This is a genomic window from Streptomyces sp. NPDC107562 (assembly GCF_055657325.1).
Genome location: NZ_JBVKBE010000009.1, coordinates 76,264 through 91,614 on the forward strand (window position 1 = coordinate 76,264; position 15,351 = coordinate 91,614).

Below are 15,351 nucleotides of genomic sequence, written 5' to 3' on the forward strand. Positions count from 1 at the left end.
GTCCCCGTGTCGCTGCCACCCCTGGTCGAGCCGGCCCCCGAGCTCACCGTAGACGAGGTCCGCAGGTACTCCCGCCACCTGATCATCCCCGACGTCGGGATGGACGGGCAGAAGCGGCTGAAGAACGCCAAGGTGCTGTGTGTCGGCGCCGGCGGCCTGGGCTCGCCGGCCCTGATGTACCTGGCCGCGGCGGGCGTCGGCACCCTTGGCATCGTGGAGTTCGACGAGGTCGACGAGTCCAACCTGCAGCGTCAGATCATCCACAGCCAGGCGGACATCGGCCGCTCCAAGGCCGAGTCGGCCCGCGACAGCGTGCTCGGCATCAACCCGTACGTGAACGTCGTCCTGCACGAGGAGCGGCTCGAGGCCGACAACGTGATGGACATCTTCAGCCAGTACGACCTGATCGTCGACGGCACGGACAACTTCGCGACCCGCTACCTGGTCAACGACGCCTGCGTGCTGCTGAACAAGCCGTACGTCTGGGGCTCGATCTACCGCTTCGACGGTCAGGCCTCCGTGTTCTGGTCCGAGCACGGTCCCTGCTACCGCTGCCTCTACCCGGAGCCCCCGCCGCCCGGCATGGTCCCCTCCTGCGCCGAGGGCGGCGTGCTGGGCGTGCTGTGCGCGTCCATCGGCTCCATCCAGGTCACCGAGGCCATCAAGGTCCTCACGGGCACTGGCGAGCCGCTGGTCGGCCGCCTGATGATCTACGACGCCCTGGAGATGCAGTACCGCCAGGTCAAGGTCCGCAAGGACCCCGACTGCGCGGTCTGCGGCGAGAACCCCACCGTCACCGAGCTCATCGACTACGAGGCCTTCTGCGGCGTCGTGTCCGAGGAGGCCCAGGCGGCGGCCGCCGACTCGACGATCACTCCCAAGCAGCTCAAGGAGTGGATCGACGACGGCGAGAACATCGAGATCATCGACGTCCGCGAGATCAACGAGTACGAGATCGTCTCGATCCCGGGCGCCAAGCTGATCCCGAAGAACGAGTTCCTCATGGGCACCGCCCTGGAGACCCTCCCGCAGGACAAGAAGATCGTCCTGCACTGCAAGACGGGTGTCCGCAGTGCGGAAGTCCTCGCGGTCCTGAAGTCCGCCGGCTTCTCCGACGCCGTCCACGTCGGCGGCGGCGTCATCGGCTGGGTCAACCAGATCGAACCGGACAAGCCGGTCTACTGATCCGGTCCGGCATTCCGTCCCGTGGGGGCTTCGTGTACCACCGGTACGCGACGCCCCCACTGGTGTCATGAGCAGACCTTGCCGTCCTTCGGCAGTGTGCCCGTCATGGCGTATGCGTTGATCGTGGAGTCGACGCAGTCGCTTCCGCTGCCGTAGGCGCCGTGACCCTCGCCCTTCCAGGTGAGCATCACGCCGACACCCTCGCCCAGTTCGTCCGCCATTCTGCGGGCGCCCTCGTACGGTGTCGCCGGGTCGCCCGTGTTGCCGACCACGAGGATCGGCGCCGCGCCCGGGGCGCTCACCTCCGGGGTGTCGAACTGCCCGGCGACCGGCCACTCGTGGCACCAACCCGCCGTGTCCCAGCCGAGGAACGGACCGAACACCGGCGAGATCCTCTCGAACTCCGGCAGCAGCTTCCTCGCCTCCGCGGGCGTGGGCCGCTGCTTGTCGTCGAGGCACGATATGACCCGCTGCGAGTGGGTCGTCGTGGTGTAACGGCCCGCCTCGTCACGCTCGTTGTAACTGTCGGCCAGTGCCAGCAGCGCGGATCCGTCGCCCCCCTCGGCGGACTCCAGGGCCATGGTGAGCGTGGGCCAGCTCGACTTGCTGTACAGCGGCAGGACGATGCCGGTGAACGCGAGCGACTGCGCCAGCTTCCGGTCGCTCGACGTCGCCAGCGGCTCCGCGTCGATCCGCTTCAGCAGGTCCGCGATCTTCCGCGAGCCCTGCTTCGGGTCCTGGCCCGTCGACTTGAGGTAGTCGTCGAGTGCGCGCTGGAAGCCCAGCGTCTGGTTCTTGGCGTGGCCGACCGCGTCGGCGCTCGGGTCCACGACCGCGTCCAGGACCAGCCGTCCCACGTTCTTCGGGAAGAGATGGGCGTAGACACCGCCGAGTTCGGTGCCGTACGAGATGCCGAAGTAGTGCGTCTTCGCGTCGCCGAGGACATGCCTCATCAGATCCATGTCGCGAGCGGTGTCCGCGGTCGAGACATGTGCCAGCAGCTGTCCCGTGGACGCCTCGCAGCCCTTGCCGAAGTCGGCGGCGTCCTCGAAGTACGCCGTCTCCTCGGCCGGTGTGTCCGGGCTGACGTCCACCGCCTCCGCGGCCTGTATCTCCTTGTCGCTGCGACAGCGGATGCCCTCGCTGGCACCCACTCCGCGCGGATCCCAGCTCACGAGGTCGTACCGCTCGTGCAGCTTCGCCGCGGTGGACGCGTACGCCGGGAGGGTCGCGACGCCCGAGCTGCCGGGGCCGCCGAAGTTGAAGAGCAGCGAGCCGATGCGGTCGTCGCCGCGCGCCTCGGAGCGGACCAGGGCCAGATCGATCGTCCCGCCGTCCGGCTTCGCCCAGTCCAGCGGGACCTTCAACGTCGCGCACCGCCACTCGTCTCCGGGCGCGGGGGCGGCGTCGGTGGACTCGCAGTCGCCCCAGTCCAGCTTCTGGTTCGCGAGCGAGGAGGGCAGTTTCGAGGCGGATCCGCCGGAGGGGTCGGCCGGCGGTGGGGCGGACGTCCCCTTGCCGTCGTCGGACGAGTCGTCCGGCGAGCCCCCGCAACCTGCCGCCAACAGCCCGGCGGCGACGGCCAACGCCGTCCACCGTACGAAGCGTGCCATGACCACGATCCCCCCTGTCACGCCGCCCGCGCTCCGTCGCGAACGGCTGTCCCGCCATGGTAGGCGGAGCAGACCGCACCCGTAGACGCCTGTGGATAACCTTGTGACCTGGGGGTTCGTGGGTCAGGAGCAGACGGTCCCGCTGTCCGGCACCTTCCCGTCCAGGAGGTAGCCGTCCACCGCCCGCTTCACGCACTTGCTCTCGCTGTCGTACGCGCCGTGCCCCTGCCCCTTGTAGGTCAGCTCCACGCCGACCCCCTTGCCCAGCGCCTGCACCATCCTGCGCGCACCCTCGTACGGCGTGGCCGGGTCGCCGGTGTTGCCGATCACGAGGATCTTCGCCGAGCCCGGAGCGCTCACGTCCGGATGGTCGGCGGCGCCGGCCACCGCCCAGTCGGTGCAGCTCATCATCGACCAGGCGAGGAAGTCGCCGAACACCGGTGAGGCGGCCCGGAACTCGCCCAGCTTCCCCTGCACGTACTCGGTGGTGTAACGGGGCTTGTCGTCGGCGCAGTTGATGGAGACGTTGGCCGCGGTGAGATTGCTGTACTCGCCGTTCTGGTTACGGCCGTTCAAGGAGTCCGACAGCATCATCAGGATCTGCCCCTCCCCGTCGTAGGCCTGCTCCAGGCCCTCGGTGAGGTACTCCCAGAAGTCCTGCGAGTACAGGGCCTGCGCGATGCCGCTGGTGGCGGCCGTCTCGGTCAGCTCACGGGGGAAGATGCCGGGGATCGGCTTGCTGTCCAGGTCCTTGAGCAGCTTGGCGATGCGGTCCTTGACGTCCTGCGCGCTGTCCCCGACCGGGCAGTCCTCCTCCTGGGACACGCAGTGCTGCGCGTAGTTGTCGAGGGCCAGCTGGAAGCCCTTGGCCTGTCCGAGCGAGCCCTGTTCGGAGTTCTGCGTGGGGTCGACCACGGCGTCGAACACCGCCCGGCCGACGTGCTGGGGGAACAGGTGCGCGTAGACGCCGCCCAGTTCGGTGCCGTAGGAGATGCCGAAGTAGTGGAGCTTGTCGTCGCCGAGCACCTGGCGCATCAGGTCCATGTCCCGGGCCGCGTCGGTGGTCCGCACCTGCGGCAGCATCTTCTTGGAGTTCTTCTCGCAGGCGGCGTTGAACTGTCGGACGTTGTCGACGTACTCGGTGCGCTCGGCGGCGTCGTCCGGGGTGGCGTCCTGCTGGAAGTAGACGTCGAGCTGCTGGTCGTTCTCGCACCACACCCCGGCGCTGCGGCCGACCCCACGGGGGTCGAAGCTCACCAGGTCGTAGCGGGTACGCAGCGTCGTGTAGTCCTCGGCGAACGCGGGCAGCGTCGTGACGCCGGAGCCGCCCGGCCCACCGAAGTTGAAGATCAGCGAGCCGATGCGCTTGTCCGCGGGGCCGCTCGTTCTCGCCCGGATCAGCTCGATGCCGATGGTGTCGCCCTGGGGGTCGTTCCAGTCGAGCGGTGCCTGCATGATCGCGCACTGCCACTCGCCGCCGTTCGGCAGCGGAGACGGGGCGTCACCGCCACCCTGAGCCTGGTCGGGTGCCGGACAGTCCTTCCAGCTCAGCTTCTGGGCCGTCAGATCCTGGTCCTGGGAGTCGTTGCCGCACCCCGCCAGCGCGGTCGACAGCAGCACGGCGGAGGCGGTCAGGGCAGCGGCGCGCAGCCGGGAAGGTTTCGGCATGCATCCATCCTGCGCCCGCGAAGGCCACGGCGCTCGCCGTGCGCGGGCCGTCCGAGGTACGGGCAAGGCGGGGCGGGCCCGTGCGACCTCGAGCGCCTCGGGTGGAGCGGCCGAGGGCACGCGCGCGTGCGCGTGATCGACGCGGCGCACCCACGGGTGTCCTTACAGCGCGCCCTTGCGCGTCAGATGGTTGAACGCCAGCCAGCCCGGCAGCACCGGCAGCCACAGCGTCAGCAGACGGAACAGCAGTACCGCGGGGGCGGCGACCTCGCTGGGCAGGCCGACGGCGATGAGGCCGACGGTCAGGGTCGCCTCGACGGCGCCCACACCGCCCGGCGTCGGGGCGGCTGAGCCGAGCGCGTTGCCCGCGAGGAAGACCACGGCCACGCCGGCGATGCTGATCGAGGTCGTCTCGTCGCCGAACGCGCGGATGGAGGCGTCCAGACACATCACGAAGCAGGCGGTGAGCAGCAGCATGCCGCCGATGCCGGTGACCAGCTTCTGCGGCCGCTGGAGCACGTCCAGCATGCGCGGCACGACGCCGGCGAACAGCGAGCGCACGCGCGTGGAGACGAACTTGCGCATGAACGGCACGGAGGTCACCACGAGCACCAGGACCGCCACCGTCAGCAGACCCGCGATGACCGTCCTGGACGGCGACAGTGAGGGCGTCTTCTCGGTACCGGTCAGATAGCCGAAGGCCAGCAGCATCAGGATGTGGCAGCCCAGCCCGAACAGCTGTGAGGCGCCGACGCTGGCCACGGCCAGCCCGGGCCGCACGCCCGAGCGCTGCAGGAAGCGCGTGTTCAGCGCGACACCACCCACCGCCGGGGGCGCCACGATCTTCACGAAGGACCCGGCGACCTGGGCCGCCACGGTCCGCACGAACGGCACCCGCTCGGGCACGAAGCCCAGCAGGGCCATCGCGGCGGCCACATAGCTCAGCGCCGAGAACAGGACGGCCGCGATGACCCAACCCCATTCGGCGTTGGCGATCAGCGGCCCGAACTCGATGTGCGTGAGCTGGGTGAGCAGGAAGTACGCGCCGATCGCGCCGGCGATGAGGCTCAGCAGCGTGCGGAGCCGCACCCGTTCCAGACGGGCCGGCTCGACGGGCGCCTGCGGCCGGATCCGCAGCACCTGGTGCCGGATCTGGGTGAGCAGGTCGTCCTCGCGTGCCTCGTCCAGGGCCTCGTCGATGGCACGCTTCTCGGCCCTGTTCTGCGCGCGTACGGCCTTCTTGTCGGGCTTTTCCAGTACGACCTCGGCGTCGTCCCCGGCCGCTTCCGGCCGGGCCTGCTTGGACTGCCGGGAAGCCTCCAGCACGGCCTCGCGTTCGCGTTCCGCCCGTTCCCTGGCCAGCCGTCGCAGCGTCGCGCGCGTGGAGCGGGTCAGGGCGATGGGCTGGAGCATGGGCAGACAGTCGGCCACCGCGTCGGGTCCGAGCACCTCGACGGCGGAGGCCACCGCGCGCTCCGCGCCGACCCGCAGGGCGAACGTCGTCATCAGCTGGGCGACGTCCATGCGCAGCAGGAGGTCGCCCGCCGCGATCTCGCCGCCGCGCAGGTCGGTGAGGATCACCGTGCCGGAACGATCCACCAGGATGGCGTCGCCCGCGAGCCTGCGGTGCGCGATGCGCCGCGACTGCAGTGCCCGCACCTGCTGCCAGGTGTGGCGCAGCAGCTCGTCGGTGATCTCCTCCTCGGGCAGCGAGTCCAGGGTGCGGCCGCCGCTGTGCTCGTAGACGAGCATCACGGCGTCGGGGCCGAGTTCGGAGGTGGCGATCAGCTTGGGCGCGTTGGCGCCGGCCGCGATCGCCGCGTAGGCGAGCAGGGCCTCCTGCTCCAGCGCCTGCCGCAGCGACTGCAGGCTGCGCCGGGTGGCGAAACCGCGCAGGGTCAGGTTGCGCCACACCCGGTAGAAGAAGCCCTGTGCCTGCTGCTCGCGGTCGACGACCGTGACGTCCAGGGGCGGGCCCTTCTCCAGGGTGACGAAGTAGCGCCGGCCGCGGTCGCCGGCGTCGGCGGCGTCCGGGGTGTCCTCGCGGGACGCGCTCACCGGGTGGAAGCCGACCGTCCGCAGGCCCGCCATCAGCGTCCGGCCCGTCGGGCGGACGTTGGGGGAGCCGACGGCGTACAGCGTGCCGTAGGCCACCGTCCAGCCGATCAGCACCGTGAGGATGATCGAGAACGGCGTGGTGTACCCGGTGACGAGCATCGAGAAGGCGTCCAGGAGCAGCACGATCCACAGCACCGCGCGCCAGCGGGGTCTGCGGGACATGCCGACGGCCGTCATGTACGCGATGACCGGGGCCAGATAGCCGTGCACCGGGTCGGTCAGGGCGTGGATGTCGCCGGGGGAGGGCTGGGTGAGCGCGTCCTGGATCGAGTCGGGCGCCGCGCGGGCGACCCACAGGTCGGTGGCGAGGGTGACGCCGTGTGCGAGGACCGCCGCGAGCACGCCGTCGGCGATGCGCAGTCCGTCGCGCTTGATCAGCCGCTCGATCGCGAACGCCACCGGCACCAGCAGGATCGCGATGCTGGACGCCAGTCCCGCGATCTTGATGAGCAGGTCGGGCGCCTGTCCGGTGCCCTTGTTGATGTCCTGTTCGAGTCCCGAGGTGGTGCCGTGCGCGAAGGCGGCGACGGCGAGCAGCACGCCGACGGCGAGCAGGCCCACCAGGAGCCGCATCAGGTCGGAGGGACGGTGCACGCGCGCGGGCAGGAGCGGCTCGTCGCCCTCGACCTCGTCCGTGTGCGGGTCGCCGGAGTCGTCGCCGATGCCCCGGCCGGACGCACCGTCGGCGTTCCCGGAGGTGCCTCGCCGGGCCGGCTCGTCGTCCCCCTTCACGTCCGCGTCGTCCGTCCCCTTCACGAGCGTGTCGTCCGCGTCCGCGGCGTCCGGGCGCGACGCGGCATCAGGGGTGCTCTCCGCGTCCTTGGCGTGCACACCCTGCTGCTTCATCGTCTCTTCTTGGTCTCTTATCACCGGTCACCGCCCGCACGATGGTGGCATGCCCCACCGACACACGGGGGCATCAGGGTGCAAATGCGGGGGCGCACAGTCTGCCCGAAGCTCTGCCCCGGGGCGAGGGTTACGCACAGTGGCCAGCGCGTCGCGTTGTCGGAGGCGTGCGGCAGGATGGGGCGAATGAGCGAGGACAGCCTTCCTGAGGACGCCCGCCCGGAGTACGCGCAGGACCTGCCGGAGTACGCCGAGCGGGTCCTGGAGGTCGCCGATCTGATTCCGGAGGGGCGGGTCATGACGTACGGGGACGTCGCCGAGTGGCTGGAGGAGGGCGGCCCCCGGCAGGTCGGCCGGGTGATGGCCCTCTACGGGGGTGCCGTTCCGTGGTGGCGCGTCGTCCGGGCCGACGGTGTCCTGCTCCCGGGGCACGAACTGGAGGCGCTCGGGTACTACCGCGCCGAGGGCACGCCCCTGAAGGAGGCGGCCCGGGCGGCCGAGGGTCACCTGCCGCGCGTCGACATGAGACGCGCGCGGTGGGACGGCGGCGAACGCGCGGGGGCTCACACCTGACAGCTTCCGCCATCGAAGGCGTCGGCGGGAGGCCTCTGATCCGTACGGGGGAAACGGGTCACATCCGTGGCATGACGTACGTTCGTGGTGCAAGGGACACGCGGGTCGTGTGAGCCGTGTGGGAATAAGCGGAAGCCCGGCTTCCGTCCGGCCCGTCGGCGTAGCGTCGGCTGCACGTGTCCCCCTCATCCCGCGGCCACCGCCGTCCACGCGCGGCGGTCGCCCACCCAGTACAACCCCCAGGACCGGCGAACCACGTGAGCTCCTCCTCCACCACCAGGCGTCTGCCGCACCAGCCGGTGCGGCAGGGGAGCCGTGGCGCTTACCGGCTGGTACGCACCCCGCCGGCCCGTTCGGATCCCCCTCGTCTGGACGCGGCGCAGCGCGCGGTGGTTGACCACGGGGCCGGTCCGATGCTCGTCCTCGCCGGCCCCGGGACGGGCAAGACGACCACCCTGGTGGAGTCCGTCGCGGCCCGCGTCGCGCGGGGCGTCGACCCGGAGCGGATCCTGGTGCTGACGTTCAGCCGCAAGGCCGCCGTCGACCTGCGCGACCGCATGGCGCTGCGCATAGGGGCGGCGCGCGCGCCTCGGGCGACGACCTTCCACTCGTACTGCTACGCCCTGGTCCGCGCCCACCAGGAAAGCGACCTGTTCGTCGAACCGCTGCGGCTGCTGTCCGGACCCGAACAGGACGTCGCGGTCCGGGAGCTCCTCGCGGGCCAGCCCGGTCTGGAGCGGCTCGGCCTCGCGCACGTGCGCTGGCCGGACGAGCTGCGCGCCTGCCTGACCACGCGGGGCTTCGCCGACGAGGTCCGCGCGGTGCTCGCCCGCAGCCGCGAACTCGGCCTGGGCCCCCAGGCCCTGGACGCCTTCGCCCGGCGCATCGGCCGCCCCGACTGGGGGGCGGCGGCCGCGTTCCTCGCCGAGTACCTCGACGTCCTCGACCTGCAGGGCGTCCTCGACTACGCCGAACTGGTGCACCGCGCGGTGCTCCTCGCCCGCCGCCCCGAGGTCGCGGCGGGGCTCGCCGCCCGCTACGACGCCGTGTTCGTGGACGAGTACCAGGACACCGACCCCGCCCAGGTGCGGCTGCTGCACGCCCTGGCCGGCGAGGGCCGCACCCTGGTCGCCTTCGGCGACCCCGACCAGTCGATCTACGCCTTCCGCGGCGCGGACGTGAACGGCATCCTCGACTTCCCGGGCGCCTTCCCGCGCGCGGACGGCCGCCCGGCTCCCGTCGAGGTCCTGCGCACCTCACGCCGCTCCTTCGGCGCGCTGCTGACCGCGACCCGGCTGCTGACCCAGCGCATGCCGCTCACCCGGCTCCCGGCCGAGAAGGTCCGCGCCCACCGCGAACTGACCCCTCTGAGGGACGGCGGCCGCGTCGAGGTCTACACCTACCCGACGGCCGGCACCGAGCTGGACAACGTCGCCGACATCCTGCGCCGCGCACACCTGGAGGACGGCGTCCCGTGGGGCGAGATGGCGGTCCTGGTGCGCGCCGGATCCCGCACGATCCCGACGGTGCGCCGTGCCCTCACGGCCGCCGGCGTCCCCCTGGACATCGACGGCGACGACATGCCGCTGCGCCACGAGCCGGCGGTCGCACCCCTGCTGACGGCGCTGCGTGCGGTGGCCACGGCGGAGGCGGGACCACGGCTCCAGGAGGGGACCGAGGGGGCGGTGGGGCCCGATTCCCCGCCCGTGCCGGAGGAATCCCCGCCCGTGCCGGAGGATTCCTCGCCCGTGCCGGAGGAATCCCTGCCCGTGCCGGAGGATTCCTCGCCCGTGCCGGAGGATTCTGCGCCCGTCCCGCAGGCGCAGGCGTGCTGGCTCGACACCGAGACCGCGCTCACCCTGCTCGCCTCGCCCCTCGCCGGCATGGACGCCGCGGACCTGCGCCGGCTCGGGCGGGCCCTGCGCGACGAGGAACGGACCGCGGGCAACGCCGTGCCGCCGCCGTCGGACGACCTGCTCGCGCGGGCGCTCGCCGAACCCGAGCGGCTGGTGGCGCACGACCCGGCGTACGCGCGCGGTGCCCAGCGCCTGGGCGCGTTGCTGCAGAAGGCGCGCGCACGGCTCGCGGGCGGCGGCACGGCCGAGGAGGCACTGTGGGACCTGTGGGAGGGCACACCGTGGCCCACCCGACTGGAGCGGGCCACCCGCAGAGGCGGCGCGGCCGGACGCAACGCCGACCGCGATCTGGACGCCGTGTGCGCGCTGTTCGCGACCGCGGCCCGCGCCGAGGAGCGCACCGGCGGCCGAGGCGCACTGAACTTCCTCGAAGAGCTGCAGGCCGAGGACATCGCCGCCGACACCCTCGCGGGCCGCGCCGTACGGCCCGACGCCGTACGCCTGATGACCGCGCACCGCGCCAAGGGACTGCAGTGGCGCCTCGTCGTGGTGGCGGGGGTCCAGGAGGGCCTGTGGCCGGACCTGCGCCGCCGCGGCTCCCTGCTGGAGGCCGACCGCATCGGCCGCGACGGACTCGCCGAACCCCTCACCCCCGGCGCCCTCCTCGCCGAGGAGCGCCGCCTGTTCTACGTCGCCGCCACGCGCGCGCGTGAACGTCTCGTCGTCACGGCGGTGAAGGCCCCCGCGGACGACGGTGACCAGCCCTCCCGCTTCCTGACGGAGCTCGGCGTCGAACCCAGGGACGTCACCGGCCGCCCCCGCCGCCCGCTGTCCGTGGCCGCGCTCGTCGCCGAACTGCGCGCCACCACCGTCGACCCGCGCGCGTCCGACGCGCTCAGGGAGGCCGCCGCGCGCCGGCTGGCCCGGCTCGCCGCCCTCGCCGACGAGGAAGGGCGCCCGCTGGTCCCGTCCGCGCATCCGTACCGCTGGTGGGGCATGTTCGAGCCCACCGAGTCCAAGGTGCCGCTGCGCGACCGCGACCAGCCCGTCGTGCTGTCGGGCAGCGCGTTGGACCAGCTCGCCAACACCTGCGCCCTGCAATGGTTCCTCGGCCGTGAGGTGAAGGCCGACGCGCCCGCCACCGCCGCGCAGGGTTTCGGCAACGTGGTGCACGTCCTCGCCGACGAGGTCGCCTCCGGACGTACCCCGGCCGACCTCGACGTGCTCATGGAGCGGCTCGACTCGGTGTGGAACGCGCTCGCCTTCGACGCCCCGTGGAAGTCGGTGCAGGAGAAGCAGCACGCGCGCGTGGCGCTCGAACGCTTCCTCCAGTGGCACGTGATGGACCGCACCGGCCGCACGGCGGTGGCCAGCGAGCACGACTTCGACGTGACGCTCGGAGCGGGCGACTACGAGGTGCGCATCCGGGGCTCCATGGACCGCGTCGAGGCGGACGGCGAAGGACGCGCCTACGTCGTCGACTTCAAGACCGGCAAGCAGGCGCCCACCTCCAAGGAGGTGGCGCGCCATCCGCAGCTGGCCGTCTATCAGCTGGCGGTGCGCGAGGGCGCCGTGGACGAGGCGTTCGACGGCATGCGCCCGGAGCCGGGCGGCGCCGAACTCGTGCAGCTGCGTCAGGGTGCCGCCCGGCGCGACGGCGGCGAGACCCTGCCCAAGGTGCAGGCCCAGGAGCCCCTGGAGGGGGAGTGGGTCGGTGAGCTGCTGGCGACGGCGGCCGGGAAGGTGCTCGACGAGCGGTTCTCACCGACGACCGGCCAGCACTGCGCGCACTGCGCGTTCCGGGCGTCGTGCAGCGCCCGCCCCGAAGGACGCCACGTGGTCGAGTGACCTAGGGCACGATGCCTGCTGACCTGCGCTTCTCCCGTTCCGGCGGCCGATGTGGCAGCCACTGTCAGTGCCCGCCGTTAGCCTCTTTCGGGTGTCCGCACTTCTCACCGATCCCGAGCAGCTCAAGGAGCTCCTCGGGATTCCGTTCACCCCGGAGCAGACGGCCTGCATCATCGCGCCGCCCGCTCCGCAGGTGATCGTCGCCGGAGCCGGCTCCGGCAAGACGACGGTGATGGCGGCACGCGTGGTGTGGCTGGTCGGCACCGGCCAGGTCGCGCCGGAACAGGTGCTCGGCCTCACCTTCACCAACAAGGCCGCCGGTGAACTCGCCGAGCGGGTGCGCAAGGCGCTCGTGAAGGCCGGCGTCACCGACCCCGACGTCATCGACCCGGACAATCCGCCCGGCGAGCCGGTCATCTCGACCTACCACGCCTTCGCGGGCCGCCTGTTGACCGACCACGGCCTGCGCATCGGTCTCGAACCGACCTCCCGACTGCTCGCCGACGCCACCCGCTACCAGCTCGCCGCGCGCGTGCTGCGCGAGGCCCCGGGTCCCTACCCGGCGCTGACCCGCTCCTTCCCGGACCTCGTCAGCGACCTCCTCGCACTCGACTCCGAGCTCGCCGAACACCTCGTACGGCCCGAGGACCTGCGCGCGTGGGACGCCGAGCTGCTGCGCACGCTGGAGGGCGCCCGGCTCACCAACGCGGACCTGCGCAAGGTCCCCGACACCGCCGCCGCCCGCCGGGAGCTGGCCGAACTGGTCCTGCGCTACCGGACCGCCAAGCGCGAACGCGACCTGCTGGACTTCGGCGACCAGATCGCGCTGGCCGCACGGCTCGCCCGGCTCCCCGACGTCGGCCGCATCCTGCGTGACGAGTTCCGCGTGGTCCTGCTCGACGAGTACCAGGACACGTCCGTCGCCCAACGCGTCCTTCTGGCAGGCCTCTTCGGCGGCGGCACCGGCCACCCCGTGACCGCCGTCGGCGACCCCTGCCAGGCCATCTACGGCTGGCGCGGCGCCTCCGTCGCGAACCTCGACGACTTCCCCGAGCACTTCGCCCACCCGGACGGCACCACGGCCGAGCGCCAGGCGCTGAGCCAGAACCGCCGCAGCGGCGGCCGTCTTCTGGACCTCGCCAACGGCCTCGCCGAACCGCTGCGCGCCATGCACGCGGGCGTGGAGGCCCTGCGCCCGGCCCCAGGCGCCGAACGCGACGGCGTTGTCCGCTGCGCGCTGCTGCGCACGCACGCCGAGGAGATCGACTGGATCGCCGACTCCCTCGCCCACCTCGTGCGCACCGGCACGGAGCCGGGCGAGATCGCGGTCCTGTGCCGGACGGCGACCGACTTCGCAGAGATCCAGGGCGCGCTCGTCGCCCGCGATGTCCCCGTGGAGGTCGTCGGCCTCTCCGGGCTGCTGCACCTGCCCGAGGTGGCGGACCTCGTCGCCGTCTGCGAGGTGCTCCAGGACCCGGGCGCCAACGCCTCGCTGGTCCGCCTCCTGACGGGCCCGCGCTGGCGCATCGGCCCACGCGACCTCGCCCTGCTCGGCCGGCGCGCCCGGCTGCTCGTGTCGCACGCGCGCGTGGCGGGGGACGACGACCCCGACCGCAGGCTCGCCGAAGCGGTCGAGGGGGTCGACCCGGCCGAGGTGATCTCGCTTGCCGACGCGCTCGACACGTTCCTGGAGAGCCCGATGGAGGGCGGCCGGGACGACGACGGGCTGCCGTTCTCGCCCGACGCACGCGTGCGCTTCGCCCGCCTCGCCGCCGAACTGCGCGACCTGCGCCGCTCCCTGGCCGACCCGCTCATGGACGTGCTGCACCGCGTCCTCGCCGTCACCGGCCTGGAGGTCGAGCTGTCGGCGTCCCCGCACGCCCTCGCCGCCCGCCGCCGCGAGACCCTGTCCAACTTTTTGGACGTCGCCGCCTCCTTCGCCGCCAACGAGAGCGAGGCGAGCCTGCTCGCCTTCCTCGGCTTCCTGCGCACGGCCGCCCAGTACGAGAAGGGCCTCGACAACGCGCTGCCGGGCGGCGAGAACACCGTCAAGGTGCTCACCGCGCACAAGTCGAAGGGCCTGGAGTGGGACGTCGTGGCCGTCCCCGGGCTCGTCACCGGGACGTTCCCCAGCGGCCAGGGCCGCGAGAAGTGGACCGCCCAGGCCAAGGTGCTCCCGCACGAACTGCGCGGCGACGCCGACACGCTGCCGGACCTGCGGGCGTGGGACGCGCGCGGCATGAAGGCCTTCCACGAGGCGATGAAGGACCACCAGTACACCGAGGAGCTCCGCCTCGGCTACGTCACCTTCACCCGGCCCCGCTCCCTGCTTCTCGGCTCCGGCCACTGGTGGGGCCCCACGCAGAAGAAGCCGCGCGGCCCCTCCGCCTTCCTGCTCGACCTCTCCGCACACTGCGCCGCCGGTCACGGCGAGATCGAGGCATGGGCGGACGAACCCGCCGAGGACGAGGAGAACCCCGCGCTCCAGGAGACGGCCGCCGACCAGCTGTGGCCGCTGCCCCTGGACGCCGCCGCCCAGGCCCGGCGCCGCACGGCCGCCGAGACGGTACTGGCCCACCTCGACGCCCTCGCCGCACACGACGACCACCGCGCCCCCGTGCACGACCCGGACGCGTACGACGACCCCGAGTGGCCGCCCCCGCCGGACGACGAGTTCCCCGACGGTATCCCGGACGACCCCGATGCCCCTCCCTATGGGGGGGACCCCTCCTTCGAGGACGACCTTCCCTTCGAGGGGGACGCCCCCCGGGACGAGCCGGGCGACTGGGACTCTTGGGACGCGGACGGGCCCGCCCGCCGACCGACCGTCCCGCACCAGGCGGCCCCCTCGGACACCGACCCCACCCGGGGCCCCCGCCCGCACCCGTCGCCCTCCGGGCCGGAGCCCCTCACTCCGGAGGAGTCCCGCGCCATCGCCTCCTGGGACCGCGACCTCGACGCCCTCACAGGTGAGCTGCTGCGCGCGCGGGAGTCCGTCACGGAGGTGCCGCTGCCGGCCTCGCTGACCGCCTCCCAGCTGCTGCGCCTGGCCGCCGACCCCGACGGCTTCGCGCAGGAACTGGTCCGGCCCATGCCGCGTCCGCCACAGCCCGCGGCACGCCGGGGCACCCGCTTCCACGCCTGGGTGGAGGCCCGCTTCGAAGAGCTGACGCTGCCCATGCTGGAGCCCGAGGAACTGCCGGGCGGCGACGCCGAGATCGCCGACGAACGCGATCTGGAGGCTCTCAAGGAGGCCTTCGAGCGCACCGCGTACGCCCACCGCACGCCCTACCGCGTCGAGGCGCCCTTCCAGCTGGCCATCGCCGGCCGTGTCGTACGGGGCCGCATCGACGCCGTCTACCGGGACAGGGACGGCGAGGGTACGACGTACGAGATCGTCGACTGGAAGACGGGGCGTGGCGGGTCCGCCGACGCCCTCCAGCTCGCCGTGTACCGGCTGGCCTGGGCCGAGCAGCAGGGCGTGCCCCTGGAGGCGGTCACGGCCGTGTTCGTGTACGTGCGGACCGGCGAGGTCGCGCGCCCGGACGACCTCCCCGACCGCTCCGCGCTGGAACGGCTGCTGCTGGACGAGCCGTACGGTGACGAACCGCACGAACAGGGTGTCAGCGCGGGCCGATAGGCTC

At 72.5% G+C, this 15,351-nt stretch carries 7 protein-coding genes; 4 read left to right on the top strand and 3 right to left on the bottom strand.

Annotated features, from left to right (window positions below; all coding sequences use genetic code 11):
• The first annotated feature begins 6 nt into the window (after window positions 1–6).
• Complete coding sequence (gene moeZ, locus ACZ7LV_RS24155; RefSeq protein WP_385376712.1) at window positions 7–1,185, top strand: adenylyltransferase/sulfurtransferase MoeZ; 1,179 nt, start codon at window positions 7–9, stop codon at window positions 1,183–1,185.
• A 65-nt stretch (window positions 1,186–1,250) separates the two neighbouring features.
• On the opposite strand, the gene ACZ7LV_RS24160 is transcribed toward moeZ, so the two are convergent.
• From ACZ7LV_RS24160 to ACZ7LV_RS24170, 3 genes are all read right to left on the bottom strand, one after another.
• Entirely contained in the window at window positions 1,251–2,798 is a 1,548-nt protein-coding gene (locus ACZ7LV_RS24160; RefSeq protein ID WP_471942070.1) for an alpha/beta hydrolase, read from the bottom strand.
• Window positions 2,799–2,921: 123 nt separating this feature from the next.
• Window positions 2,922–4,466, bottom strand: a complete 1,545-nt coding sequence (locus ACZ7LV_RS24165; protein ID WP_471942072.1) for an alpha/beta hydrolase — start codon at window positions 4,464–4,466, stop codon at window positions 2,922–2,924.
• A gap of 162 nt (window positions 4,467–4,628) precedes the next feature.
• Entirely contained in the window at window positions 4,629–7,430 is a 2,802-nt protein-coding gene (locus ACZ7LV_RS24170) for a lysylphosphatidylglycerol synthase transmembrane domain-containing protein (protein ID WP_471942074.1), read from the bottom strand.
• A 186-nt stretch (window positions 7,431–7,616) separates the two neighbouring features.
• On the opposite strand from ACZ7LV_RS24170, the gene ACZ7LV_RS24175 reads away from it, so the two are divergent.
• The 3 genes from ACZ7LV_RS24175 (at window position 7,617) to ACZ7LV_RS24185 (ending at window position 15,347) form a co-directional block, all read left to right on the top strand.
• Complete coding sequence (locus ACZ7LV_RS24175) at window positions 7,617–8,003, top strand: MGMT family protein (protein ID WP_471942076.1); 387 nt, start codon at window positions 7,617–7,619, stop codon at window positions 8,001–8,003.
• A gap of 257 nt (window positions 8,004–8,260) precedes the next feature.
• Window positions 8,261–11,707, top strand: coding sequence for an ATP-dependent helicase (locus tag ACZ7LV_RS24180; RefSeq protein ID WP_471942078.1), 3,447 nt, complete (start codon window positions 8,261–8,263; stop codon window positions 11,705–11,707).
• A 91-nt stretch (window positions 11,708–11,798) separates the two neighbouring features.
• Window positions 11,799–15,347 (top strand): ATP-dependent helicase, encoded by a 3,549-nt coding sequence (locus tag ACZ7LV_RS24185; protein WP_471942079.1) that lies wholly within the window; start codon window positions 11,799–11,801, stop codon window positions 15,345–15,347.
• Window positions 15,348–15,351 lie beyond the last annotated feature (4 nt).